Origin of the sequence: Sulfitobacter sp. 1A13496, assembly GCF_043557225.1 — a bacterium.
Taxonomy (GTDB): Bacteria; Pseudomonadota; Alphaproteobacteria; order Rhodobacterales; family Rhodobacteraceae; genus Sulfitobacter; species Sulfitobacter faviae.
The window spans coordinates 284,874-309,699 of sequence record NZ_JBIFFP010000001.1 but is presented as its reverse complement, the minus strand read 5'-3'; the positions used below and the strand labels follow the sequence as shown (position 1 = coordinate 309,699).

The 24,826-nt window shown below is 65.3% G+C and carries 27 protein-coding genes; 9 read left to right on the top strand and 18 right to left on the bottom strand.

The window, feature by feature from the left end; all coding sequences use genetic code 11:
• Position 1: 1 nt before the first annotated feature.
• From ACGYLX_RS01560 to ruvC, 8 genes are all read right to left on the bottom strand, one after another.
• Positions 2 to 1,138: an energy transducer TonB gene (locus ACGYLX_RS01560; protein WP_394446979.1), complete on the bottom strand. Its 1,137-nt coding sequence runs from the start codon at positions 1,136 to 1,138 to the stop codon at positions 2 to 4.
• A gap of 3 nt (positions 1,139 to 1,141) precedes the next feature.
• A complete protein-coding gene (gene tolR, locus ACGYLX_RS01555; RefSeq protein ID WP_209218187.1) occupies positions 1,142 to 1,615 on the bottom strand; it encodes a protein TolR in 474 nt (157 codons plus the stop codon).
• A gap of 3 nt (positions 1,616 to 1,618) precedes the next feature.
• Positions 1,619 to 2,314, bottom strand: coding sequence for a protein TolQ (gene tolQ, locus ACGYLX_RS01550; protein ID WP_394446978.1), 696 nt, complete (start codon positions 2,312 to 2,314; stop codon positions 1,619 to 1,621).
• Between the two features lie 109 nt (positions 2,315 to 2,423).
• Entirely contained in the window at positions 2,424 to 2,831 is a 408-nt protein-coding gene (locus tag ACGYLX_RS01545; protein WP_394446977.1) for a YbgC/FadM family acyl-CoA thioesterase, read from the bottom strand.
• Complete coding sequence (locus ACGYLX_RS01540) at positions 2,828 to 3,451, bottom strand: hypothetical protein (RefSeq protein ID WP_394448069.1); 624 nt, start codon at positions 3,449 to 3,451, stop codon at positions 2,828 to 2,830. Before ACGYLX_RS01540 ends, ACGYLX_RS01545 begins: the two co-directional genes overlap by 4 nt.
• Before the next feature lie 23 nt (positions 3,452 to 3,474).
• On the bottom strand, positions 3,475 to 4,494 hold the full coding sequence (gene ruvB / locus ACGYLX_RS01535; protein WP_394446976.1) for a Holliday junction branch migration DNA helicase RuvB: 1,020 nt from the start codon (positions 4,492 to 4,494) through the stop codon (positions 3,475 to 3,477).
• A gap of 76 nt (positions 4,495 to 4,570) precedes the next feature.
• Positions 4,571 to 5,248 carry a Holliday junction branch migration protein RuvA gene (gene ruvA / locus ACGYLX_RS01530; RefSeq protein ID WP_067263546.1) on the bottom strand — a complete coding sequence of 226 codons (678 nt, stop codon included), beginning with the start codon at positions 5,246 to 5,248 and terminating at the stop codon, positions 4,571 to 4,573.
• The gene (gene ruvC, locus ACGYLX_RS01525) at positions 5,245 to 5,751 is read right to left on the bottom strand and encodes a crossover junction endodeoxyribonuclease RuvC (RefSeq protein ID WP_067263543.1); all 507 of its coding nucleotides are present in this window, start codon (positions 5,749 to 5,751) and stop codon (positions 5,245 to 5,247) included. Before ruvC ends, ruvA begins: the two co-directional genes overlap by 4 nt.
• Positions 5,752 to 6,105: 354 nt before the next feature.
• On the opposite strand from ruvC, the gene ACGYLX_RS01520 reads away from it, so the two are divergent.
• Entirely contained in the window at positions 6,106 to 6,324 is a 219-nt protein-coding gene (locus tag ACGYLX_RS01520) for a DUF1127 domain-containing protein (RefSeq protein WP_394446975.1), read from the top strand.
• Between the two features lie 89 nt (positions 6,325 to 6,413).
• On the opposite strand, the gene ACGYLX_RS01515 is transcribed toward ACGYLX_RS01520, so the two are convergent.
• The 4 genes from ACGYLX_RS01515 to ACGYLX_RS01500 form a co-directional block, all read right to left on the bottom strand.
• Entirely contained in the window at positions 6,414 to 6,758 is a 345-nt protein-coding gene (locus ACGYLX_RS01515; protein WP_394446974.1) for a hypothetical protein, read from the bottom strand.
• Between the two features lie 110 nt (positions 6,759 to 6,868).
• Positions 6,869 to 7,741: a 50S ribosomal protein L11 methyltransferase gene (locus tag ACGYLX_RS01510; RefSeq protein ID WP_394446973.1), complete on the bottom strand. Its 873-nt coding sequence runs from the start codon at positions 7,739 to 7,741 to the stop codon at positions 6,869 to 6,871.
• Between the two features lie 82 nt (positions 7,742 to 7,823).
• Positions 7,824 to 9,056, bottom strand: coding sequence for an MFS transporter (locus tag ACGYLX_RS01505; protein ID WP_394446972.1), 1,233 nt, complete (start codon positions 9,054 to 9,056; stop codon positions 7,824 to 7,826).
• A 259-nt stretch (positions 9,057 to 9,315) separates the two neighbouring features.
• Complete coding sequence (locus ACGYLX_RS01500; protein WP_394446971.1) at positions 9,316 to 11,505, bottom strand: primosomal protein N'; 2,190 nt, start codon at positions 11,503 to 11,505, stop codon at positions 9,316 to 9,318.
• Between the two features lie 122 nt (positions 11,506 to 11,627).
• On the opposite strand from ACGYLX_RS01500, the gene fsa reads away from it, so the two are divergent.
• The gene (gene fsa, locus ACGYLX_RS01495; RefSeq protein WP_067263530.1) at positions 11,628 to 12,281 is read left to right on the top strand and encodes a fructose-6-phosphate aldolase; all 654 of its coding nucleotides are present in this window, start codon (positions 11,628 to 11,630) and stop codon (positions 12,279 to 12,281) included.
• 63 nt (positions 12,282 to 12,344) lie between these two features.
• On the opposite strand, the gene ACGYLX_RS01490 is transcribed toward fsa, so the two are convergent.
• Complete coding sequence (locus ACGYLX_RS01490; RefSeq protein WP_394446970.1) at positions 12,345 to 13,265, bottom strand: nitrilase-related carbon-nitrogen hydrolase; 921 nt, start codon at positions 13,263 to 13,265, stop codon at positions 12,345 to 12,347.
• A gap of 271 nt (positions 13,266 to 13,536) precedes the next feature.
• Between ACGYLX_RS01490 and ACGYLX_RS01485 the strand changes: the two genes are divergently transcribed.
• The 3 genes from ACGYLX_RS01485 (at position 13,537) to ACGYLX_RS01475 (ending at position 15,720) form a co-directional block, all read left to right on the top strand.
• Positions 13,537 to 14,244, top strand: coding sequence for a DUF484 family protein (locus tag ACGYLX_RS01485; protein ID WP_067263525.1), 708 nt, complete (start codon positions 13,537 to 13,539; stop codon positions 14,242 to 14,244).
• The gene (locus ACGYLX_RS01480) at positions 14,241 to 15,185 is read left to right on the top strand and encodes a tyrosine recombinase XerC (RefSeq protein ID WP_394446969.1); all 945 of its coding nucleotides are present in this window, start codon (positions 14,241 to 14,243) and stop codon (positions 15,183 to 15,185) included. The genes ACGYLX_RS01485 and ACGYLX_RS01480 overlap by 4 nt, the downstream gene beginning before the upstream one ends.
• A gap of 106 nt (positions 15,186 to 15,291) precedes the next feature.
• Complete coding sequence (locus tag ACGYLX_RS01475; protein WP_394446968.1) at positions 15,292 to 15,720, top strand: PACE efflux transporter; 429 nt, start codon at positions 15,292 to 15,294, stop codon at positions 15,718 to 15,720.
• On the opposite strand, the gene meaB is transcribed toward ACGYLX_RS01475, so the two are convergent.
• Positions 15,717 to 16,691: a methylmalonyl Co-A mutase-associated GTPase MeaB gene (gene meaB, locus ACGYLX_RS01470; RefSeq protein WP_394446967.1), complete on the bottom strand. Its 975-nt coding sequence runs from the start codon at positions 16,689 to 16,691 to the stop codon at positions 15,717 to 15,719. The genes ACGYLX_RS01475 and meaB overlap by 4 nt on opposite strands.
• An 80-nt stretch (positions 16,692 to 16,771) precedes the next feature.
• Between meaB and hrpB the strand changes: the two genes are divergently transcribed.
• A complete protein-coding gene (hrpB, locus tag ACGYLX_RS01465) occupies positions 16,772 to 19,195 on the top strand; it encodes an ATP-dependent helicase HrpB (RefSeq protein ID WP_394448068.1) in 2,424 nt (807 codons plus the stop codon).
• 54 nt (positions 19,196 to 19,249) lie between these two features.
• Here hrpB and msrB read toward each other — a convergent pair whose 3' ends face one another.
• The 4 genes from msrB to ACGYLX_RS01445 form a co-directional block, all read right to left on the bottom strand.
• Positions 19,250 to 19,732 carry a peptide-methionine (R)-S-oxide reductase MsrB gene (msrB, locus tag ACGYLX_RS01460; RefSeq protein WP_394446966.1) on the bottom strand — a complete coding sequence of 161 codons (483 nt, stop codon included), beginning with the start codon at positions 19,730 to 19,732 and terminating at the stop codon, positions 19,250 to 19,252.
• Between the two features lie 82 nt (positions 19,733 to 19,814).
• Positions 19,815 to 20,369, bottom strand: a complete 555-nt coding sequence (locus tag ACGYLX_RS01455) for a fasciclin domain-containing protein (protein WP_067268384.1) — start codon at positions 20,367 to 20,369, stop codon at positions 19,815 to 19,817.
• Positions 20,370 to 20,541: 172 nt separating this feature from the next.
• Positions 20,542 to 21,234 carry an anti-sigma factor domain-containing protein gene (locus ACGYLX_RS01450; protein WP_209218200.1) on the bottom strand — a complete coding sequence of 231 codons (693 nt, stop codon included), beginning with the start codon at positions 21,232 to 21,234 and terminating at the stop codon, positions 20,542 to 20,544.
• Positions 21,231 to 21,731, bottom strand: coding sequence for a sigma-70 family RNA polymerase sigma factor (locus ACGYLX_RS01445; protein WP_394448067.1), 501 nt, complete (start codon positions 21,729 to 21,731; stop codon positions 21,231 to 21,233). Before ACGYLX_RS01445 ends, ACGYLX_RS01450 begins: the two co-directional genes overlap by 4 nt.
• Before the next feature lie 256 nt (positions 21,732 to 21,987).
• On the opposite strand from ACGYLX_RS01445, the gene ACGYLX_RS01440 reads away from it, so the two are divergent.
• From ACGYLX_RS01440 to ACGYLX_RS01430, 3 genes are read left to right on the top strand one after another with little or no spacing between them, the layout of a single operon-like run.
• Positions 21,988 to 23,190, top strand: coding sequence for an NAD(P)/FAD-dependent oxidoreductase (locus tag ACGYLX_RS01440; protein WP_394446965.1), 1,203 nt, complete (start codon positions 21,988 to 21,990; stop codon positions 23,188 to 23,190).
• On the top strand, positions 23,187 to 23,966 hold the full coding sequence (locus ACGYLX_RS01435; RefSeq protein WP_394446963.1) for an HpcH/HpaI aldolase/citrate lyase family protein: 780 nt from the start codon (positions 23,187 to 23,189) through the stop codon (positions 23,964 to 23,966). The genes ACGYLX_RS01440 and ACGYLX_RS01435 overlap by 4 nt, the downstream gene beginning before the upstream one ends.
• Before the next feature lie 12 nt (positions 23,967 to 23,978).
• On the top strand, positions 23,979 to 24,821 hold the full coding sequence (locus ACGYLX_RS01430) for an NAD-dependent epimerase/dehydratase family protein (protein WP_394446960.1): 843 nt from the start codon (positions 23,979 to 23,981) through the stop codon (positions 24,819 to 24,821).
• Positions 24,822 to 24,826 lie beyond the last annotated feature (5 nt).

Here is a 24,826-nt window from a genome sequence, read left to right as displayed (position 1 = left end):
GTTATCGGCTCCTCATTGGATCGAATGTCATCTCGATGTCTTGCCACTGGCTGTATTTTTCTTGTGGCAGGTCGTAGCCGCGGCTGCCGCAGCGGATGATTGCACGTTTGGCCGCCTCGAAGGCCTGCCTTGCTGCGGCATCGCCACCGCCCGAGGCGCTGAGCATCCGGATCGACCCGATTACCGGCGTGCCGTCCTGATTCATCTGCAGCCCCACGATCACCGTGGTCCGCGCCGCTTCGGTCGACAGCGCGCCGATGTTCCAGCAGGCGGAAACCGCGACGCGCAGGCTCTCGCGCTCGCCCGAGGACAGCGGCGGGCCGCTCGGCACCGGGGCCTCGGCCTCCGGCTGGCCGAGGACTTCGCTCAGCGCATCGGCGATGGCGTCTTCGGTCGTGTCCTGCGCAGGTTCCTCGGCGGGCTCCGGCGCGGGCGTCTCCTCGGGTTCCTCCGGGGCCTCGGCCACCTCGACGGGCGGCGGCGGGGCCGGACGGCGACCGGGCGGGCGGGCCGAGGCCGCCGGGGCCTGATCGGCCTCGGTCACGATCTCGGTCGTGCTGTCCTCAGGCGTCTGCGCCTCTTGCGGCTCTTCTTCGACGACAACTTCCGGCTCGGCCTCGGGTTCGGGCGCGACGGCGGGCTGTTCGTCAAGGTCGGGGCGCGCTTCGGGCTCGGGCGGGGCCACGGGCTCGGGCGCCACGCGCGGGGCCTCGCGGGGGCGGGCCTCGGGGGCGATCTCGGGCACCAGCACGGCGGTGTCGCCGATGGGTTCGTTGAGTTCGGGCGCGCTGTCGTCCACTTCGGTCTGCGGCGGCAGTTCCAGCTCGGTCACCTCGGGCGGCGTGTCCTCGGGCGGGGTTTCGGTCTGCACCGGCTCGGGCTGTACGATCTCGGCATCCGGCTCGGCGGTGACCTCGGGCGCCTCCTCGCTCGGCGCGGGCAATGCGGGCTGGGCCACCTCGGTGGTCGAAGCGGGCGGCTGCTGGGCCGCGACGAGCGCGTCATATTCCGCCGCCGAGATCACCGAGACCTCGGTCATCTCAACCGGGTCCGGCTCGGAGGTGAAAATGTTCCCGAACAAAAGCCAGCCGATAAGACCCAGATGCCCGGCACCTGATATGTAATGCCCGGTATGCACCGCTCAGCCACCCGACGTGTCGCTGCCGTCCATCGCCGGGCCGCCGATGTCGGTCACTAGACCGATGTTGGAAAATCCGCCCGCGTTGAGCGCGCCCATGACCTCCATGACCTGCGCATAGGGCACCGCGCCATCGGCGCGCAGGAAGACCCGGTCGCTGGCGCGCTCTGCCGCGATGGCGCGCAGCTTGGTCACCAGCTGATCGCGCGGCGTGTCGGTGGTCTGGATCTGCACCGCGCCTTGGGCGGTGACGGTGACGGTCAGCGGCTCTTCCTGCTCGGCCGGCAGGGCCGTGGCGGCGGTCTTGGGCAGTTCCACCGGCACGCCGACAGTCAAGAGCGGGGCCGCGACCATGAAGATGATCAGCAGCACCAGCATCACGTCGACGAAGGGCGTGACGTTGATCTCGGCCATCGGCTGGGCGCGGCCGCGCCGCCGCCCCTTGCCGCCTTGTTTTTTCATGACACCCGCACCCATGGCTTAGCTGTCCAACTGGCGGCTGAGGATGGTGGCGAATTCATCCGAGAAGGCCTCGTAGGTGCCGAGGATCCGGTCACTGTCGGCGCTCAGCTTGTTGTAGAAGACCACCGCCGGGATCGCGGCGAGAAGGCCGATGCCGGTCGCCAGAAGCGCCTCGGCGATGCCCGGGGCCACGACGGCGAGGTTGGTGTTCTGCTGGGCCGCGATCTCGATGAAGGAGTTCATGATGCCGAAGACGGTGCCGAAAAGGCCGACGAAGGGCGCGGTGGAACCCACGGTCGCAAGCACCGGCAGGCCTTTTTGCAGACGCTCGGCCTCCTTCGCGATGGCTACGTCCATCGAGCGGTCGATCCGCGCGGTGGCACCGGGGATCAGCGCGCCGTCCTCGCGGTGCGAGCGGCGCCATTCCGACATGCCGGCGGCGAAAATCTTCTCCGAAGGTCCATCAGGGTCCGCGCCGATGGAGTCGAAAAGCCCGTCCAGCGGCTCGCCTGACCAGAAGGCCTGATCGAACTGCGCCGCCTCGGCGCGGGCTTTGCGGTACTGGATGGTTTTCTGAATGATGATCGACCAGGACCAGAAGGACGCCCCGATCAACATGATCATGACGAGTTTGACGGTCAGCGTTGCCTTCGCGAACAACCCCCACAGGGAAAAATCCATCCCCTGTGCCAATGCCAGCGTTTCTGCTTCCATTTGCCTATGCTCTTTCCTGCCACCCCTTCAGGGGCAATCTGCCTCTCGGGCCGAATTTCCGGCCTCAATTTGGCGCAAAGCTAGCGGACTGCAACCGGGATTGCCAGAATTATGGTATGGGCCGGGTTTGATCCGGGCCTGACAAGCGAAGTTCCGCTGGAAGTCGCGTGGGCCGCCCCTCCGGCGTCATGCAGACGGCGGTGACCTTGGCGCGGAAGATTACCTTGCCATCGCGCAGAACGTCCTGATCGAAGACCCAGCGGACGCGCCCTTCGGCATGATGGGTGGTGTGCACCTCGAGCCGGTCGCCGAAACGCGCGGCACCGATATAATCGGCTTCTACCCGGCTTACGGCAAAGACCAGCCCCTCGTCGCGCATGGCGCGCTGGTCGAGGCCCATCTGCTCCACGATGTCCGAGCGCGCGCGTTCGATGTAGCGCAGGTAGTTGGCGTAATAGACGATGCCGGCCATGTCGGTGTCTTCGTAGAAGATGCGGACCGGGAAGACATGGCTCATGACGCTACCTGCACCCTTGCGGCCAGACGCAGCGCGTGGCTCGCGTCGGTCGCCGCTGGGGGCATCACCGGGTCATAGGCCGCGCGGATCACATCTGCCACCTCGGGGCGCAGCACCAGCGCCTCATCGGCCAACGCCAAGGGGGATTTCTCCTGAAAGGCGTCCTCGGACCAGAGCAGGATGATCTGCACCGCTTGGCTCAGCGCCAGCACCTGCGCGGACATCTCCTGCAGACTTTCGTCCATGCGCAGGAAGACGAATGCCGCCTTGATCGCGCCGTTCTCCTCGAAGCGGAAGAAGCGGTATTGGTTGGCCCCCGCGGCCTGCAGCCGGTCGACCTGCTGCGCGAGATCCGGCACGAGGCCGTCCATCCCCGGCACGTCGAGAAGCTCGGCCCAATCGGCGAAGAAGAACATCATGACGTTGCTGCCCAAATCGGGATCGGTCTCGGCCATCTCGTGACCGGCAAGCTGGGCCACCGCCTCGAGCGCGCCCTTGATCACCGGCAGGGCCTCTTCCTCGACGCCAAAGACCACCGGCGCGATGGGGCGGCCCCAACGGGCAAAGGCGAACTGCCCGTCGCGACGGGTGAACAATTTTTCGATTTCTTCTGCGGTCATTGTCATGCGTCTCTCCGTCCGGGTCAGCCAAACAGGTCGCTCTGCCCCTTGGGCGCGGCCATCCCGAGATGGCTCCAAGCCTTGGCGGCCAACATTCTGCCGCGCGGGGTACGCTGGATCAGGCCTTGCTGCAACAGGAAGGGTTCGATCACCTCTTCCAGCGCATCGCGGCTTTCCGATAGCGCGGCCGAGAGCGTCTCGATCCCCACCGGGCCGCCCTGATAATTTTCGGCCATCAAGCGCAGGTATCGCCGGTCGGCGCCGTCGAGGCCGAGGTGGTCGACCCCCAGCCGCGTGAGCGCCATGTCGGCCAACTCGCGCGTCACGCGGCCATCGCCCTCGACGACCGCGAAATCCACGACGCGGCGCAGCAGGCGTCCGGCGATGCGCGGTGTGCCCCGGGCGCGCTTTGCGATCTCGCGCGCGCCGCCCTCGTCCGCCGGGGCGCCGAGTTTGCGGGCATTGCGGTCGACGATGATGTAGAGTTCGTCCTCGGTGTAGAACTGCAGCCGCGTCGGGATGCCGAAACGGTCGCGCAGCGGCGTGGTCAGCAGCCCCATGCGGGTGGTGGCGCCAACCAGCGTGAAGGGCTGCAACTCGATCCGCACGGTGCGCGCGGCGGGGCCTTCGCCGATCACCAGATCGAGCTCGAAATCCTCCATCGCGGGGTAGAGCACCTCTTCGACCGAGGCGTTCAGCCGGTGGATCTCGTCGATGAAGAGCACGTCGCGGGCCTCAAGATTGGTGAGGATCGCGGCGAGGTCCCCGGCCTTGGCCAGCACCGGGCCGGAGGTCATGCGAAAGCCGACGCCAAGCTCGCGCGCCATGATCTGCGCCAGTGTCGTCTTGCCCAAGCCCGGCGGCCCGTGAAACAGCGTGTGATCCATCGCCTCGCCGCGCTGGCGGGCCGACTGGATGAAGACCGACAGGTTCGCCCGCGCCTCCGCCTGCCCAACGAATTCGCTGAGCATCTGCGGCCGCAGCGCGCGGTCGGTATCTTCGGGCAGCGGGTCGGGCCGCACGGTGGGGTCGATGTCGGTCATAGGGCCTCGTTATGCCGTAGGGTGCGTGGTTCTTCCAGCGGAAGGTTCACGCACCAACCGCCGCGCGCATTCGTGCTCACCCCTTCGGCGCCAGCAGCTTGAGCGCCGCGCGAATGAGCGCCTTGGTATCGGCCTCGGGCGTCTCGCCTGCCGCCTGCGCCACGGCGCCCGCCGCATCGCCCGGGGCATAGCCGAGGTTACCGAGCGCCGAAAGCGCCTCGGACTGGGCAGAGGCATTGGGGGCGGCAGGTTTCGGCGCGGGGCGCGGGGCGGCAGCTTCAATCACCGCCTCGTCGGCGGCGGCCTCAGTCTCGCCCATGGCGTCGGCCACGGTGCCGGTCATCGCCATGACGCCGGGCGCCTTGTCCTTGAGGTCCAGCACCACGCGCTGCGCGATCTTCGGGCCGATGCCCTTCGCGGCCTTCACCGCGTTCCAGTCACCAAGCGCGATGGCGCGGCTCACGCCATCCGGTCCCAGCGTGCCGAGGATCGCGAGCGAGGCCTTGGCCCCCACCCCCTGCACCGAGGTCAGTAGCCGGTGCCATTCCTTCTCCACCAGCGTCTGGAAGCCAAAGAGCTGCATCAGGTCCTCGCGCACCACGAGGTCGGTATAAAGCGCCACCGCCTCGCCCACGCCCGGGAGTGCTGCCATGGTTCGGTCGGAGACATAGACGAGGTAACCCACCCCGCGCACGTCGATCAGCACGTGATCTGCCGCGCGGTAGTCGATGCGGCCCGAAAGCTTGCCGATCATGCGCTTGCCCTCGCCACCGCCTGCGCCAGCGTGCTCGCCCCGCCGTGATGCGCGTGGCAAATCGCGATGGCCAGCGCGTCGGCGGCATCCGGCCCCGCAATCTCGATCCCCGGCATCTGCATCTTAACCATATGCGCCACCTGCCCCTTATCCGCATGGCCGACGCCGACCACGGTTTTCTTGACCTTGTTGGGGGCATATTCGCCCACCGTCAAACCAAACTGCGCGGGCACCAGCATGGCGATGCCCCGCGCCTGCCCCAGTTTCAGCGTCCCGGCGCCATCCTTGTTCACGAAGGTCTGCTCAACCGCTGCCGCTTGGGGCCGCCATGCCGTCAGCACGCGCGTAAGCTGCCCATGCAAGGACAAGAGCCGCGCGCCAAGGTCGTCGCCTTCGGAGTGACAGATGCCATTGGCCACATGGGCGATTCGGCTGCCCGAGACGTCGATCACGCCCCAGCCCAGATTGCGCAGCCCCGGATCTATGCCGATCACCCGTATCATCTCTGCCCCTCGATAAAATTGTTGCTTTTCTGGTGCACTAGCACGAAAGGCGAACATCGCAAAGCCCTCATGCGCGGCGGGCGCTTTGCGACAGGCGCTCTGTCGCTTTTGAACCGCGGTGTCGAATTGCGCCTCTCCATGGTTCAAAACCGACATGCCGGGCGGTGAATTTTTCCCGTAATGAGAGTGAGTTAACCCTATTTTCGACCCATGCAAAAAACGCAAGCCTCACTGTCGTTTTTGAGGGATTGCGCGGGGCGAATTTCGGGCATACTTGCCGAAAATTCCGTTCGGTAAGGAAAGCCATCCCGCCCCCCTGCCGACGCAACCTGAGATCAAACAAAGGACGGCCCCATGGCAGCTTTCGACACCACCCGCACCGCTTACGGCTCCCCCTCGGCCGTCACACGTATCCTTGGCTTTTTCGGCGCCTTCTTCGCCGCGGTCGAAGCTTGGCAAGACAGCCGCGCCACCCACAAGGCGCTGTCGGACCTGAGCGATCTCGAGTTGCAAGACATCGGCTTGATCCGGGGCGACATCGACCTTGTGGCGCAGAACCACTTCGTGCGTTGACCCTACGGGATATGCATCAGCCCCATTAGAAAAGCCGTAGCGGAGAGCCTCCGCTACGGCTTTTTCTTTACGCGATGGGCGGTGCCACGTTACCGCATGATCGGGCCGGTCAGCTCGGCCAATGTCTGGGTCACCGGGTCGATGGCCATCATCTTGGCGCCGATCTGCTCAAGGTTCGACCCATTGGCGAGGCGCGAGAGGCGTTCGTTATAGGTCACCGGGCCGATCGCGGCGAGGGTGAAGGCTTTGAAGCCGAAAAACACCAGAACGATCAGGAAAAGCCCTGTCATCGGGCAGCCCCGGCGGGCGCGTTTCGGCAAGACAGAGATCAACCCATCGCGTCCGACGCGGGTGACATATCCTCGTTCCAGCTTCCGATGCTTGCGCCCCAGAAGTTCGATCCGTTTCGCGAATTGAGCGTGTCCTTCAGCCATCACAGCCTCCGTAGCAATCCGGCCCCCACCGTTTGCTGCCAATTTGAATAAAGTCCAAATGTGGCAACAAAGAGGCAAAAGGGTCGAATGCAACGAAAATGAGGCGTGAATTATACTTTCGTTTGAAGCGTTAGTGTCGTCCAGTCACCAATGCTCTCGCGTTGGACCAGATTGATGCCGGATTGTGCATAAACCTCGATGACCTCTTCCGCCTGTTCGTTCAGCAGGCCGGAGAGAATCGCATAGCCGCCGGGTTGGAGCGCCGCCGCCATGTCGGGGGCCAGCGCCACCAGCGGTCCTTTGAGGATATTGGCAAAGACCAGATCGAAAGGCGCGGCTTCGGCCAACGCGGGATGGTCGAAACCCGCGGCCTCCACGCAGGTCACGCGGCCCGTTAGCCCGTTGGCATCGACATTGGCCTGCGCCACTTCGACCGCGACCTCGTCGATGTCGCTTGCCAGCACGGTCTCCGGCCAGATGCGCGCGGCGGCCATCGCCAGCACCGCGGTACCGCAGCCGATGTCGGCGACGTTGCGGCCGTGGAACCCCTCGTTCGCCAGCCGGTCGAGCGCCTTGAGGCAGCCCAAGGTGGTGCCGTGGTGCCCGGTGCCGAAGGCCATGGCGGCCTCGATCAGCAGCGGCTCGCAGCCTTCGGGCACCTTGTCCGCGTCATGGCTGCCGTAGACGAAGAAGCGGCCTGCCTCCACCGGTGCCAGCTCGCGCCGGACATGGGCGACCCAATCGGTCTCGGGCAGTTCGGAAACGGTGAACTCCTTGGCGCCCATCGCCTTGGCCAGCACGGCAAGTGCTGCGGTATCGGGCTTTTCCTCAAAATAGCCGCCGACTTCCCACAGGCCCGAGCCGTCCTCGACCTCGAAAACGCCCACGCCGGTGGGCTCAGGGGTCAGCCGTTCCATCGCCTCGCCCAGGGCATAGGCGGGGTCGCGGCCTTCGAGGGTGGTCAGGGCGGTGAAAGTGGGCATGGCGCGGTCCTTTGCTGCGGTGCGGTTGCGTTTCGCCTAGGGCCGCGCGCGCGCCGGGTCAAGCCATGCTGGGTTTTGCGCCTTATTCGGCGGCCTGCGGCAGGACACTTTGAAAGATCGTCTCATGCCCCGGCGCGGGGTGGCGCGGGATCAGCAGCGACAGCATCAGCGAGACAGCCGCCATGCCCGCGGCGAGGAAGAACACGGCGGCCGGCGAGGCCAGCCACAAGAGCCCCAGAAGCACCGGCAGAAAGACTGCGGCGATATGGTTAATGGTGAAGGCCACCGCCGCGGTGGGCGCGATATCCGCCGGATCGGCGATCTTCTGAAAATAGGTCTTCAACGCCAGTGCGAGGGCAAAGAACATATGGTCGATGACATAGAGCGCCGCCGCGATCACCACGCCCCAGCCGAGGTAATAGACCCCGCCGTAAGCCAGAAAGACCAAGATCAGCCCGATGTATTCCACTGCCAAGGTCCGGCGTTCGCCGAAATGGCCCACCGCGCGGCCCATCAGCGGGGCAAAGAGCATATTGGCGACGAGGTTGATGAGGTAGAGCATGGTGATCTCATGCACCTCAAAGCCGAAGCGTTCGACCATCATGAAGCCCGCGAAGACCACGAAGATCTGTCGCCGCGCTCCGGACATGAATTGCAGCGCGTAATAAAGCCAGTAGCGGCGGCGCAGCACCATTTTCTTGTTCTGCACCGTGAGTGCCTCGAACTGCGGATAGGCCAGCATGGCGGTGAGTGCGATGGCGACGGTGACACCGCCGCCGATCATATAGACGATGCTGTAGCTGAGGCTCAGCGTCTCCCACAGCGCCATGATCGCGAGATAGGCCACCAACGTGGCCAGCGAGCCCGCGGCCATGAGCCAGCCGATCATGCGCGGGGCGTCCTCGATCTTCAGCCATTGTAGTTGCAGCGACTGGTTCACCGTCTCGTAGTAGTGAAAGCCGATGGAGCTGAGCATGGTGATCGTCAGGATACCGCCCATGGAGGGGAAATAGGCCGTGACCGCCGTCGCCGCGCCCAGAAGCGCGAGCGCGACCAGCCCCAGCACCTGTTCGCGCATGAAGAGCAGGATGGCGATGACACCGATGGCGAAGAAGCCCGGGATCTCGCGCACCGTATGCAGCAGCCCGATGTCGGACCCGTCGAAATCGGCGACCTCGATGACGAAGTTATTGAGCAACGCCGACCATGTGTTGAAGGCGATCGGCATGGCCAGCGCCATGAGGAACAGCAGGGCTACGGGACGGCGCCAGAACGGCAGGCGCTTGGCCTCTTCGAGGGTGATGAAACGGGTCATGGGATTTCATTACGCCCAAGGCCCGGGGATGGCGAGAGAAAAGGACGATCCGGCTCAGGAGCCGGGCAGTGCCAGACCGGGGGCTGGCGCAGACGACCTTTCAGGTGGGCACTTTATGGCAGCAACTCATATGAAACATGCGCAAGCCGCCACTCCGATAGCAAAAGCGCCAGACCATGGACCGGTCTGGCGCTGCCCGGCGGCCTTCGGCCTTGATTCCGGGCTGTTTTGTTCGATGCAGATGCCCTGCCAGCCAGCCTCAATAAAAACTCTGCGGATCGATATCCACCGCCAGCCGCAAGTCCCCCTTGAGCCGCAGCCCCCCGACCCAGCGGCCCAGCGCCTCCTGCAACGCCACGCCCTTATCCGCCTTCACCAAGAGCCGCACCCGATGCCGCCCGCGCACCCGGGCGATCGGCGCGGGGGCGGGGCCGAAAACCTGCGCCCCTACCGCACGCAAAGGCCCGTCATGCCGCGCCAGATGGTTGCCCAGATCGAACACCGCCGCCGCGTCGCTGCCGCTCAGGATGATCCCCGCCATGCGCCCATAGGGCGGCACCCCGGCTTGCCGCCGTTCCCCGGCCTCGGCGGCCCAGAAGGCCTCCTCCTCGCCCGCCAGAATGGCCCGGATCACCGGATGCTCGGGCTGATAGGTCTGCAACAGGGCCGCGCCCGGCGCCTCGGCCCGGCCCGCACGCCCCGCCACCTGCCGCATCAGTTGAAAGGTCCGCTCCGCCGCGCGCAGGTCCGACCCGGTGAGTCCGAGATCGGCGTCGATCACCCCCACCAGCGTCAGCTTGGGAAAGTTATGCCCCTTGGCCACCAGCTGCGTGCCGATAATGATATCCGCGGCCCCCTCGGCGATGCCTGCGATCTCGGCCTTGAGCGCGCGGGCCGAGCCGTACATGTCAGAACTCAGCGTCGCGATCCGCGCCTCGGGCCAGAGTGCCGCCGCTTCTTCGCCCAGACGCTCCACCCCCGGCCCCACGGGCGCGAGCTTGCCTTCGACCCCGCATGAGGGGCAGGCCTCGGGCATCGGTTTACTCTCGCCGCATTGATGGCAGACGAGGCGTTTCAGGAACCGGTGTTCGACCATCCGCGCATCGCATTGGTCGCAGCCGATCTGCTCGCCACAGGCACGGCAAAGCGTCACCGGCGCATAGCCGCGGCGGTTGATGAAGAGCATCGCCTGCTCGCCGCGCGCCAATCGCGCGTCGACCTCGCGCTTCATCTCGCCCGAAATCCATTTATCCCCCGGCAGCCCCGCCTGCCGCATGTCGATCGCCCCCATCTGCGGCATCACCGCCGGGCCGAAACGCGAGGTCAGTTCCAGCCGCCGGTACTTCCCGGCCTCGGCATTGGCCCATGTTTCGAGGCTCGGCGTGGCGCTTGCAAGCACCACCTGTGCGCCGCAGATCGAGGCCCGCAGCACCGCCATGTCCCGCGCATTGTAGAGCACGCCGTCCTCCTGCTTGTAGGAGGTGTCATGTTCCTCATCCACGACGATCAGCCCGAGATTCTGAAACGGCAGGAACAGCGCCGAGCGCGCGCCGATCACCAGCTGCGCGTTGCCCTGCCCCACCATGCGCCAGATGCGGCGCCGCTCGGTCATGGTCACGCCCGAGTGCCATTCGGCGGGCTTGGCGCCGAAACGCTCTTCGACACGCTCCAAAAACTGCTCGGTCAGCGCGATCTCGGGCAGCAGCACCAGCGCCTGCCGCCCGGCCTGCACCGCCGCCGCCACGGCTTCGAGATAGACCTCCGTCTTGCCCGAGCCGGTGACCCCGCGCAAAAGCGTCGTGCCGTAGGTCTCGGACTTGATCCCCTCGCGCAGCACCGCCGCTGCCTTGGCCTGATCCTCGGTCAGCGCCTTGCCCGGCAGCGAGGGATCGAGCGGGCGGAACGGCAGGTCGCGGGGGCTTTCCTCCTCGCGCACCGCGCCTTGGTCGACGAGGCCCTTCACGACCGAGGAGGTCACCCCGGCCATCTCCGACAACTCCTTCAGCGTGAAAGCCAGATCGCCATATTCCTCCAGCACCGCCATGACCCTTTGCCGCGCATCGGTCATGCGCGACGGCATACCATCGCCGGCCCGGTAAATCTTGCGCATCGAGGGCGGATCGCCGAGGCCCGGCGCGCGGGTCGCCAACCGCAGCATGGCGGGCAGCGGGGTCAGCGTATAGGCTGCGGACCGTAGCAGAAATTCGCGCATCTCCTCGCGCATCGGCGGCGCGTCGAGCACCCGGATCACATGGCGCACCTTGTTGATGTCGTAGTCCCCGGCCCCCGGCCCCCAGACCACACCCATCACCTTGCGCGGCCCCAACGGCACCTCGACAAAGGCCCCTGCATGGCAACCGCCCTCAGGCGCGCGATAATCCAGCGCGCGGCCCAAAGGCTGGGTGGTCATCACCGACAACAACTCACCATGGTGGTAGAATTCAGCCATGTCTGCCGCATGCTCCGTGTCGCTTGGGGGAATTGAGGCTTTAAGCATCGCAGATCATGCGGTAAAGCCAAGGCAACGAATTGACCCGATAGCGATCACATTCCAACCCGGAAGGAAAGCCCATGAAATTCTTCGTAGATACAGCCGAGATCGACGCCATCGCCGAACTCAACGACCTTGGCATGGTCGACGGCGTGACCACCAACCCCTCCCTCATCCTGAAATCGGGCCGCAACATCCTTGAAGTCACCAAAGAGATTTGTGACCTCGTCGATGGCCCCGTCTCCGCCGAAGTCGTGGCGCTGGAAGCCGACGCGATGATCGCCGAGGGCCGCAAACTGGCCGAGATCGCCGACAACATCACCATCAAACTGCCGCTGACATGGGACGGGCTGAAAGCCTGTAAGGTTCTGTCGGGCGAAGGTCACATGATCAACGTAACACTCTGTTTCTCGGCGAACCAAGCGCTGATCGCGGCCAAGGCGGGCGCGACCTTCATCTCGCCCTTCATCGGGCGCCTTGACGACATCAACCTCGATGGCATGGACCTGATCCAAGACATCCGCACCATCTATGACAACTACGGTTTCGAGACGCAGATCCTCGCCGCCTCCATCCGCAGCGTGAACCACATTCTGGACGCCGCGCGCATCGGTGCCGACGTGATGACCGCGCCGCCAGAGGTGATCAAGAAACTGGCCGCGCATCCGCTGACCGACAAGGGGCTGGAGCAGTTCATGGCCGATTGGAAAAAGACCGGTCAGAACATCCTCTGATCCAGCCTTAACCTGCGAACATCAAACCCCTTCCGCCCGTGGCGGAGGGGGTTTTTCTTTGCCTTAGGCCGCACTGCCTTCGACCGTCAGGTGATCGCCCGACCACAGGCCCGGACGCACCTCGGCCTCGGCAGCACCCGCACGGATGCGGCGGCACTGTCCCACGGGAATTGCATGAGCTTGCAAGACCAAATTCATGCCCTGCGCCGCCGTCTGGGGCGGCAGGGCCGCATGCATTCCGTCCAAAGCCACCGAAACGTCGCAGGGCAGATAGACGCTCGCCCCGCCCACGCCGGTATCCTCTTGCCATGGGGTCAGCGGCGCGCCGACGGCGCCGACACAGCAGACGGCGGTTTGCAATTCGATCGCCCGCGCCCGCGCACAGCTGAACACACGGTTATAGCCGGTGATCATGTCGGTCTTGGCGGGAATGATCACCAGATCGAGGTTCAACTCCCCCAGCTTGGACCAGAGCGCGGTATATTCCGCATCGAGACAGATCGCGATGACACAGCGCAGCCCGTTCCACTCGAACAAGTTGATCCCCGTGCCCGCGATGGTCACGCCGCTGGCGCCATTCGCCTCAAGCGGGGTCAGGCTCAGCTTGTTCTGCACTTGCAGCCCGCCATCGGGGGTTAGAAACCACGCTTGATTAAGGTAACCTTCGGGCGCATCGACCGAAGGGAAGGCCACGGGAAAGGTGCCGGGCAGCAGGGCCACGCCGGTTTGCTCAACCATGCGCCGCATCGGGTCAAGCGCCAGCGTGGCGGTCTGCGCGAGCCAGCCAAGCTGCTCTTCCGCAGGCAGCTCGGCGGGGGCGAAACTCAGCCACTGCGCGCAGCAAAACTCGGGCATCACCAAAAGCTGCGCCTCACGCGCGGCGGCCTGTTGCAGGCGCGCCTCGACACTGGCGAGCCAGCTTTGCAGCGAGTCTGGCGCGACCTGAAGGTTGGCGGCCCAAAGATCGACAGAGACATGTTCCATGTAAGATTTCCTCTCCCGGCAAAGACCTGTTCCACCGCATCCGGGGATATGCGGCAGGCTTCGATCAGGTACGCGTGGCCCTACGGCTGAAATCCGCGCGTCGACCGGGGCCAACACGTCTGCGCCGCTTTTGTTCCGCCGGGCTTCGTTCTACATCCCGGCCTGACGCAAGGCGGCAACAAAGACCGCAGGCGGCAGGACCCGTGACCAATTGGGGGCAGATCTTGACGCCCCAGCATGCTATGACACTGCAAATCAAAAAGAGACGCCCATGAGCAGCAGCCCCAAAATCGACGACGCCCTGCGGGAGGCGATCATCTCAGCGCCCGATGTCATTCTTGACGACAGCGACGTGATGCAGGCGCTGATCGCGGCCAATGAAAAGGCCATGGGCGGCAATATCGTCGATCTGCGCGGCATCGCGATGGAGCGGCTGGAAACCCGTCTTGACCGGCTGGAGGACACCCACCGCAGCGTCATCGCGGCGGCCTATGAAAACCTTGCCGGGACCAATCAGATCCACCGCGCCATCCTGCGCATGCTCGACCCGGTGGAGTTCGAGACTTTCCTGCGCGATCTCGGCGGCGAAGTGGCCGATATTCTGCGCGTCGATGCGGTGCGGCTGGTGTTGGAATCCACCCAGAACGACAATGACCCGGCGGTGCAGCGTTTGGGCGATGTGCTCAGCGTGGCCGAACCGGGGTTTATCGACGACTACCTTAGCCAAGGGCGCGGCGGCATGGTGCGGCAGGTGACCCTGCGCGCGCTGCAAGACGGGTCCGAAGCGCTCTATGGCAGCAAGGCGGGGTGGATCCGGTCCGAAGCCTGTCTCAAGCTTGACTTCGGCCCCGGACGGCTGCCCGGCCTGTTGGTCATGGGCGCCGAAGACCCGCATATGTTCGGCCCGCAACAGGGCACCGATCTGCTCACCTTCTTTACCGGCGTGCTGGAGCGCTCCATGCGCCGCTGGCTGTCTTGAGCGAGAAGGCAAATCCGCTGCTGATCAGCCCCGCCGCGCGGGACGCGCTTCAGACGTGGTTGGAACACCAAAGCGCGCTGAAGGATGCGGCCGAAAATACGATCATCGCCTACCGGGGCGATGTCACCGAATTCCTCACCTTCATGACGCTGCATAAGGGCGACACCCAAGGTCTGGGCGCGCTGGCAAAAATCACCATCAGCGATATGCGCGCATGGATGGCCAGCACCCGCAGCGGCGGGGCGGGGTCACGGTCGGTCGCGCGCAAACTCTCGGCGGTGAAAGCCTTTTACCGCTGGCTGGCCGAGCGGGAGGGGTTCGAGCCCACTGCCGTTCTGCTCGCCCGGTCGCCGAAGTTCACCAAAAAACTGCCCCGCCCGCTGGCCGAAGACGCCGCCCGCGCGCTGATCGACTGTGTCGAGACCCAAGCCCGCGCGCCATGGGTTGCCGCGCGTGACGTGGCGGTGCTGACCCTGCTCTGGGGCTGCGGACTGCGGATTTCTGAGGCGCTGGCGCTGAAAGGCGGCGATGCGCCCCTGCCCGCCAGCCTGCGCATCCTTGGCAAAGGCGGGAAGGAACGTGTCGTGCCGGTCTTGCCCGCCGCACGCGCCGCGGTCGAAGACTACCTCGCCCTCTGCCCGCACCCGCGTGAGGCGCAGGCCCCGCTGTTCCGCGCCATCCGTGGCGGTGGTTTGGGCGCGCGCGCCGTGGCGCAGGTGATGGCCGATGCGCGGATGCAACTGGGCCTGCCCGCCAGCGCCACGCCCCACGCCATGCGCCACAGCTTTGCCACCCATCTGCTCGACGCGGGCGGCGATCTGCGCGCCATTCAGGAGCTTTTGGGCCATGCCTCCCTCTCGACCACGCAGGCCTATACCGCCGTCGATACCGCGCGGCTGATGGAGGTCTATAACAACGCCCATCCCAAGGCGGGCCGCTGAGCCCCTTGCACCCCGCGTGTCAATCGCCATATTGGCCCCAAGCGAGGACGACCTCCCCCATTTGGGCAGCCACTCGGGACGACCCGACCAATACCGGGACCACCCCATGCGCAGCACCGCAGACCGCATCCGCCACGCCCTTAGTTTTGAGATCATCGCCCTGCTGATCGTCACCCCCGCCAGTGCTTGGCTCTTTGACAAGCCCATCGGCCATATCGGCGTTGTCGCCGTGGTCAGCGCCAGCATCGCGACGGGGTGGAACTATGTCTACAACCTCGGCTTCGACCACGCCCTGCGTCGGTTGCGCGGCACGGTGAAAAAGACGGTGCCGATCCGCCTGCTTCATGCCGTGAGTTTCGAGATCGGGCTGCTCTTCGTGCTCTTGCCCTTCATCGCGTGGTATCTTGAGATTTCCCTGCGCGAAGCCTTCTTGATCGACGTGTCCTTGGCGGTGTTTTACCTGATCTACGCCTTCGTCTTTAACTGGATCTACGACGTGCTCTTCCCCGTCTCGGAACCCGCAAACGCGTCTTAATCTGCCCTGAGGCGGCGGACGAATTCCGCCGCCGCTTCCGCCGGATCACGCGCGCCATCGGCCACGGCATCGCTGAGCCGCGTCAGATCGTCCTTGGCCTGTGGGGTCTCAAGCTGCGCCAGAAGCCGCTGCTTCACGTCCTGTTCGAACCAATAGCGCGCCTGTGCGGCGCGGGTGCGGTCCCAGAACCCCTGTTCACGGCGCCAGTCGGTCAGCTCCTGCAAGGCGGCCCAAGTCTCTTCCAACCCGTTTTCCTCCAACGCCGAGACGGCGGTGGCACGCGGAAAGCTCTCAGGGTCCTGCGGCCGCTTGCGCAACAGGCGCAGGGCACCGGCATAGTCGGCCCGGGTGCGCGCGGCAGTAGATTTCAGATCGCCGTCGGCCTTGTTGATGACAATGAGGTCGGCAATCTCCATGATGCCGCGTTTCACGCCCTGCAACTCATCCCCGCCCGCCGGTGCCAGAAGCAGCACGAAGACATCCGACATCTCTGCCACCACGGTTTCCGACTGGCCGACGCCCACGGTCTCGATCAGCACCACGTCGAAGCCCGCCGCCTCGCAGAGCCGCACCGCCTCGCGCGAGCGGCGCGCGACGCCGCCGAGATGCGTTTGGCTGGGCGAGGGCCGGATGAAGGCATTGGGATCACGGCTCAGCCGGTCCATCCGCGTCTTGTCACCGAGGATCGAGCCGCCGGTGCGCGCCGAACTGGGGTCCACCGCAAGCACCGCCACCCGTTTGCCCTGCCCCGTCAGCATCATGCCGAAGCTTTCGATGAAGGTGGATTTGCCCACACCGGGCGTGCCCGAAAGGCCAATGCGCAGCGCCTGCCGGTCGGTGGGCAGCTTCGCCAACAGCTCCGCCGCCGCCGCGCGGTGATCGGCGCGGCCCGATTCCACCAAGGTGATCGCCCGCGCCAATGCGCGGCGCTCTCCTGCTATGATGCCTTCGGCCAGATCGTCGATATCCATGGGGCAACTTTTGCGGGGGCAGCGTGGAATTGTCCATCCCCACCCTTGGCGCGGCGACGGCTTTGCCCGATAACCGCGCCATGTCCAATGCTGATTTCGCCCTGCCCATCGACGCCGTCCTGCCGGATGTAATCGCCGCCCTGCGCGACACGGGCCGCGTCGTGCTGCAAGCGCCCCCCGGCGCGGGCAAGACGACGCGGGTGCCGCTGGCGATGCTGGAGGCCGGGCTGACCCAAGGCCGCATCCTGATGCTGGAACCGCGCCGCCTCGCCGCCCGCGCCGCCGCCGCGCGCATGGCCCAAAGCCTCGGCGAGGAGACCGGCCAGACCGTCGGTTTTCGCGTGCGCGGCGCCTCGGCGGTGTCGAAATCCACGCGCATCGAAGTCGTCACCGAGGGTATTCTGACCCGCATGTTGCAGGACAACCCCGACCTGCCGGGCGTCGGCGCGGTGATCTTCGACGAATTTCACGAACGCTCGCTGAACGCCGATCTGGGGCTTGCGCTGGCGCTCGAAGTCGCGGGTGCGCTGCGCGACGACCTGATGCTGGTGGCCATGTCCGCCACGCTCGACGCCGCCCCGGTAGCCGCGCTGATGGCGGCGCCGATCGTGACCTCCGAGGGGCGCAGTTTCGAGGTTGAGCCGCGCTGGCTCGACAAGCCGATGGGCAAGCAACGGCTAGAGAACGCCGTGGCCGACCTCACGCTAAAGGGGCTGTCGGAATCGCCCGGCTCCGCGCTGGTCTTCCTGCCCGGCGAGGGTGAGATCCGCCGCGTCGAGGCACTTTTGTGCCCCGCCCTGCCAGAAGATTGCACCCTCGCGCCCCTCTTCGGCGCGCTCGACTTCAAGGCCCAGCAGGCGGCCATCGCCCCCGCCCCCTCGGGCCGCAAGGTGGTGCTCGCGACTTCCATCGCCGAGACCTCCCTGACCATCGAAGGCATCCGCATCGTCGTCGACGCGGGCCGCGCGCGGCGCGCGCTCTTCGATCCCGCCTCGGGCATGTCCCGGCTGGTGACCGAGCGGGTGACCCGCGCCGAGGCGACGCAGCGCGCGGGCCGTGCCGGGCGGCTGGATACCGGGGTGGCCTACAAGCTCTGGACCCGGGGCGAGGAAGGCGCGCTGGCGGCCTTCCCCCCGGCCGAGATCGAGGCGGGCGACCTCACCGGTTTCGCGCTGGAACTGGCGCTCTGGGGCGCGCAGGCGAGTGATCTCAGCTTCGTCACCCCGCCCCACGCGGGCCGTCTGGCCGAGGCGCAATCGGTGCTCCAGATGCTGGGCGCGCTCGACGCTGCGGGCCGCATCACCGAGCATGGCCGCGCCTTGGCAAAACTCCCCCTGCACCCACGATTGGCGCATATGGTGGCGCGCGGCGGCCCTCGCGCGCCGATGCTGGCGGCCCTTCTGGCCGAGCGTGACCCGATGCGCGGCGCACCCGTCGACCTTGCGCAGCGGATGGACGCGCTGGCCGGCAAACGCACTGCCACGCCGCCCCATGCGCCCACGCTAGCGCGCATCAAGGCCGAGGCGAAACGCCTTGCACGCGGCGCGAAGGGCGACGGGCCGGACTCCTTGGGCGTGCTGGCGGCCCTCGCCTACCCCGACCGCGTCGGGCTGCGCCGCAAGGGCGAGGCACCGCGCTATGTACTCTCGGGCGGCAAAGGCGCGGTGCTGCCGGAGACCGACCCGATGGCGGGCGCGCGGCTCTTGGTGGCCACAGACCTTGACGGCGACCCGCGTGAGGCGCGTATCCGGCAGGCGGCGCTGATCTCGGACGCCGAGTTGCGCGCTACCTTCGCCGATCAAATCCGCTGGCAGGATGTCTGCCTATGGTCGCGCCGCGAGGGGCGTGTGCTGACCCGCAAGCAAGAGGTCTTTGGCGCGCTGGTTCTGGAGGACCGCACATGGCCCGATGCGCCCGCCGATGCAGTGGCGGTCGCGATGCTGGACGGTGTGCGGCAATTGGGGCTGAACCCCGGCAAGACGGCGGCGCTGTTTCTGGCCCGCGCCCGGCTGATGCCCGCGCCCTTCCCCGATTTCAGCGAAGCGCATCTGATGGAGACGCTGGAAGACTGGCTGCTGCCGCATCTGACGGGCGTGCGCAGCAGCGCGGATTGGAAAGGGTTCGACATCACCCCGGCGCTGAAAGCCCGGCTCAGCTGGGAGCAGCAACAAGAGTTGGACCGCTCGGCCCCTGCCCATTTTGAAACCCCACTCGGGCGGCGCGTGGCCATCGACTACAGCGGAGAGACCCCCGGCATCGCGCTGCGTTTGCAGGAGATGTTCGGCGTGACGCGGCACCCGACGGTGGGCGGCCAGCCGTTGCAAGTCACCCTGCTATCACCCGCGCAGCGCCCGGTGCAGGTCACGATGGATATCCCCGGCTTTTGGGCAAGCTCCTATGCCGATGTGCGAAAGGACATGCGCGGGCGGTATCCGCGTCATCCGTGGCCCGAAGACCCCACGGTGGCGGACCCGACCCTGCGCGCCAAACCGCGCGGCACCTGACAAGACAACGCGCGCCGAAAGCGGCGCGCGATCCGTTGGGGTGAGACCTATCCGTTAAGCCGCGACGAACTTCAGCGAGACGCCGTTGATGCAATGCCGCTTGCCCGTAGGCTCTGGCCCGTCATCAAAGATATGGCCCAGATGGCTGCCGCAACGGTCACAATGCACCTCGGTCCGGCGCATGAAGAAACTGTTGTCGGCCATGGTCTCAACCGCATTGTCGAGCGGCTGATAGAAGCTCGGCCAGCCGGTGCCGCTTTTGAACTTGGTCGCCGCATCGTAAAGCGGCTGATCACAGCCCTTGCAGATGAAGGTGCCGGGGCGTTTCTCGTCGTTCAGCGGGCTGGTAAAGGCCCGCTCCGTATCGCCTTCGCGCATGACCGCATATTCCAGATCGCTCAGCATCGCGCGCCATTCGGCCTCAGTGCGGGTAATCTCGAAATCGCCCTCGACATAAGCGGCCAAAGCGCCGCGCGCGCCGAACCCGATGGCGGTGGCGCCCAGAAAGGTCGATGTCAGAAAGTGACGTCTGTTCATGGTGTTACTCCTCGCGTTCGGGTGGGATAGCGCCGGGCCAGCATGGAGGTACTGGCCCGGCAACAGATATATGGGTTGCCTCTTACTTGGGCACCAACACGCTGTTTACAACATGGATCACCCCGTTGGACTGGTTCACATCTGCGATAGTCACGCGCGAGGCATTGCCGCTTTCGTCGATGATATAGACGTTGCGGCCCTTCACCTGCGCCGACAGCGCATCGCCGGAGACGGCGTTAAAGTGGTAGAACCCATCGCTGGAGGCGCGTGCCTTGGCGGCGATGTCGGCGGCGGACCATTTACCGGCCACCACATGGGCGGTCAGCACTTTGGTCAGCATGTCCTTGTTCTCGGGCTTGAGCAGGGTCTCGACAGTGCCCGCAGGCAGCGCGTCAAAGGCGGAGTTGACCGGGGCGAAAACGGTGAACGGCCCTTCGGAGGCCAGCGTATCGACCAGACCGGCGGCCTTCACGGCGGCGACCAACGTGGTGTGATCGGCGGAGTTCACGGCGTTTTCGACGATGTTCTTATTCTCGAACATGGGCGCGCCGCCCACTTCGGGATTGGCGGCGATGGCACCGGTGGCCAGCAGAGCGGCAGTGGCGGTGGCGGCGGCGAATGTCTTGAGCGTCTTCATTGGGTTTCCTCCCTTGAATGCCTCCCGTTGTGGGCGGCGATACTGGACCCACGGGGCAGACGTGAGAGGAGTTTCAGAATGGTTCAGAAAATTCGCAACAAAATCATAACGCACTGTAAAGGCGATGAAAAATGAAACGCCCCGCTCAGTCAAAGCAGGGCGTTTCGGGGGTTTAAAGTTCCGCTACAGCACCAGCGGCCATGACCTCCCCGGTGGGGACACCGCCGGGTGCGCCGCCGGGCGGTTCATCGGTGATGGCCAGCGTGATCTGCGCCGCCTCGGGCGCCAGATCAGCGGGCAAGGCCACGCGGTTGACCTCCCCCTCAGGCAGCACGCCTAGAGAGATCGGCGCGCGGTCTGGCAGGATCGCCCAAAGCTCCAAAACGCGGCCCGCGGGCGCGTCGCCCGAGACGCGGCGCAGCGCGATATCGCCACGCGACATGTCCATGACGGCCAGCAATTCCAGCGCGCTGTCCTCGGCGGCCATGCGGGTGGCATAGACCTCGGCCGGGGGCTGCATCGGCGGCTCGCGCAGCATCGGCAGGGCAAGGAAGGCCACAGTAGCCAGTGCTGCCACCGAAACCCCCTGCCACAGCCAGAGCCGCTGCAACAGCGGCACCTGCCGCGCGGGGAAGAGCCGCGCCATCAGCGCGCGGCGCAGCTTCGCGGGCGGGGCGACGGGGGCGATATCATCGGTCATCGCCACGAAACGCTCCTGCCAATCGGCCACGCGACGGGCGAAATCACGGTCTTGCATCAGCCGGGCGCGTGCCGCGGCACGGTCTTCGCCTTCCAACAGGCCCAAGGCCATTTCGGCGGCCAGCAGATCGTCGTCTTCGGGCGGGGTGATGGGGGTGTCGCTCATATGCTCATACACTCCCGCAGGGCCATCAAACCACGGCGCAGCCATGTGCGCATGGTGTTAAGCGGCACGTTGAAACGCTGCGCAAGCTCGGCATAGCTGTCGCCATCAAGGTACGCCCCGCGCACCGCAGCACCGCGATCCGCTTCGAGATCATCCAGACAGTTGGTCAGGCGCTTGGCCTCTGACGCGGCAACGGCGGATTGTTCGGGGCTCGGTCCCGGCGCGGCCAGTTCCAGCCCCGGCGTGTCGATGTCCTGATGGCCCTTACGGGTGGCGCGCAAACGGTCGATCGCGGTATTGCGGGCAATGGTGATCAGCCACGTCATCGGCGACAGGCCATTGGCCTGATAGCGGTCGGAATTATTCCAGATTTTGACGAAACTGTCCTGCATGGCATCCTCTGCTGCGGCGCGTGTATCCAACACACGCAGGCAGACCCCGAATAGTTTCGCCGACACCCGATCATAAAGCGCCTCAAAGGCGGCACGGTCCCCCATTGCGACCTTCGCAATCAGACGCTCAATCTCTTCGCGGTCGCTGTCCAAGGGTCACTCCTTTGGGCGGTCATCTGTGTTGCGGCATCGCGCTCATGGTGCGACAGCCGCAGTAAAAGTCAACCCTGCCTCATTCATGGGCACGGGCGCAACCCATCGCCGCAAAACGAAAATTCGCGCCGCGCTTCACAAAGATTGCAGGCTCTGGATGCTTAGGCTACCCACGATTCAGAGGGGAATGCGCAAAGGGAGACTGTGCATGCAAAACGCGCTTGAGACGTCCTATGACGTGGTGATCGTGGGCGGGGCCATCTATGGCTCGGCTTTGGCTTGGTGGCTGACCAACACGCCGGGATTCGACGGCGAGGTGCTGGTGGTCGAGCGGGATCCGACCTATGAATTCGCCTCGACCAGCCATACGAATTCCTGCATCCGCCAGCAGTTCAGCGCCCCCGTGAACATCCAGATTTCGCAATTCGGGGCCGAGTTCATCAAAAACTTCCGCCACTTCATGCATGACGATCCCGAGGTGCCTGAACTGGCGCTGCAAAGCTTTGGCTACCTCTACCTTGCCGACACGCCCGAGTTTGCCCAGACCCTGCGCGAGGCGCAGGGCATCCAGACCTCCATGGGCGCGCATACCCAGCATATGACCAAGGATGAGATCGCCGCGCGCTATCCCTTCTACATGCTCGACGATGTGACCGCCGCCAATCACAACACGGTGAATGAGGGCTATTTCGACGGCGGCACGATGTTCGACTGGTTCAAACGCATGGCCAAGCGCCGCGGCGTGACCTTTGTCCATGACGAGGTGACAGGCATGACGCTGAACGCCGCAGGCAGCGCGGTGGATGCGGTGACGTTGAAATCCGGGGCAAAGATCTCCTGCGGCACGGTCGTCAATGCCTCCGGCCCCCGTGCCGCCGCGACGGCGCAGATGGCAGGCATCGCCCTGCCCGTCGTGCCGCGCAAACGCTACACCTTCATTTTCGATGCCGCCGAGCCGCTTGAGATGGACCTGCCGCTGACCATCGACCCCAGCGGCGTGCATATGCGCCAAGAAGGCAAATATTATATGGCAGGCTGCCCTCCGGAGGATGACTACGACGCGGCATATGATGATTTCACCTTCGACCATTCGATCTGGGAGGAAAAGGTATGGCCCACCATCGCCACCCGCGTTCCGGCCTTTGAGCGGGTCAAGGTGATCAACGAATGGGTCGGGCATTACGCCTATAACACCGTCGACCAGAACGCGATTCTGGGGCGGCACGACAAGGTCGCGAACTTCGTCTTCATGAACGGCTTTTCCGGCCACGGGTTGCAACAGGCCCCCGCCATCGGGCGCGGCACGGCAGAGTTGATCACCCATGGCGGCTACCGCACGCTTGACCTCACGCCGCTAGACTACGCGCGGATCGTGCGTTCCGAGAAATTCGTGGAAAGGGCCGTGATATGAAATTGCGCGAGAACAGCTTCCTGACGGCCATCCGCGCCGGGCAAAAGCAGCTTGGCCTTTGGGTCTCCCTCTCCAACGGCTATGCCGCCGAGGTGGTGGCCCACGCGGGCTATGACTGGGTGATGCTGGATATGGAACATGCGCCCAGCGACATGGCCTCGGTTCTGGGGCAGTTGCAGGCGTTCTCGGGCAGTGAGACCACGGCGATGGTGCGGCCCGACTGGAACGATGCGGTCAAGGTCAAACGGCTGATGGACCTCGGCGCGCCGGGGCTGCTGTTTCCCATGGTGCAGACACCTGATGAGGCCCGCGCCGCCGTGGCCGCCTGCCGCTACCCGCCGCGCGGCGTGCGGGGTGTGGCCGGGCTGAACCGCGCCAACCAGTTTGGCCGGGTTAAGGATTACAACGCCGAGGTCGAGAACCAGACCGCCATCTTGATCCAGCTTGAAACCCGCGCCGCCGTCGAAAACGCCGCCGCCTTTGCCGAGGTTGAGGGGATCGAGGGCATCTTCTTTGGCCCCGCCGATATCGCCGCCGATATGGGCCATCTGGGCCAGACCCTGCACCCCGAGGTCTGGGAGGTCATCCGCCCCGCGGCCAAACTCTTGATGGACAAGGGCATTCCCGTCGGCACGCTGGTCACCGACCCCGATTTCGCCGCCCAACTGCTGAACGAAGGCTTCACCTTTGTCGCCTGCGGCACGGATGTGGGGCTTTTGGCCCAAGGCGCCGATACGCTGCGCGCGCAGGTGCGCGACAAGATTTCTGAGACGTGAAAGGAAGATGTTATGAAATTTAAGAAACTGGTCCTGACAGGTGCCGCCGGTCGGCTCGGCTCCTACCTGCGCGAACCACTGGCCGCGATGTGTGAAGAACTGGTCAGCTCCGACATCGCCGAGGACATTGGCAAGCTTTACGACGGTGAGCGTTATCAGAAGGCCGATCTGGCGGAATACGATCAAGTGGCGGCCCTGATGGAGGGCGCCGACATGGTGGTGCATTTCGGGGCCATCGTGGACGAAAAACCCTTCATGGAACTCTTGGGCCCGAACTTCGTCGGCTCTTACAACGTATGGGAAGCGGCCTATCAAGCCGGGGTGCGCCGCGTGGTCTATGCCTCTTCGATCCATGCGGTGGGGATGCACAAGAAGGCCGATTTCATCGGCATCGACGCGGCCCACAAGCCCGATACTTTCTACGGCCTCGCCAAATGTTTCACCGAAGACCTCGGCTCCATGTATTGGGACAAGCGCCAGCTTGAATCCGTGCATCTGCGCATCCTGAGCGCGGCACAGGTCAACAACTCCCGCGCGCTCGGCTCGTGGCTCAGCTATGACGACCTGATCCAACTGGTGACCCGCGCGGTGGACACGCCCTCGGTCGGATTCTCGGTGATCTACGGCGTGTCGAACAACGACCGCGCCCCGGTGGACAACTCGAAAGCCTCCTTCCTCGGCTACCGCCCGAAGGACAACGCCGAGCAATTCGCCGAAAAAGTGCTCGCCGAAAAAGGCCCCGTCGACATCACCGACCCCGGCCAGATGTGCCACGGCGGCCCCTTCGCCAAGGTCGATCTGGGCGAAAGCGGCATCGCGCAGATGACCATCGTCGACGACAAGAAAGAGACCTAAGCGGC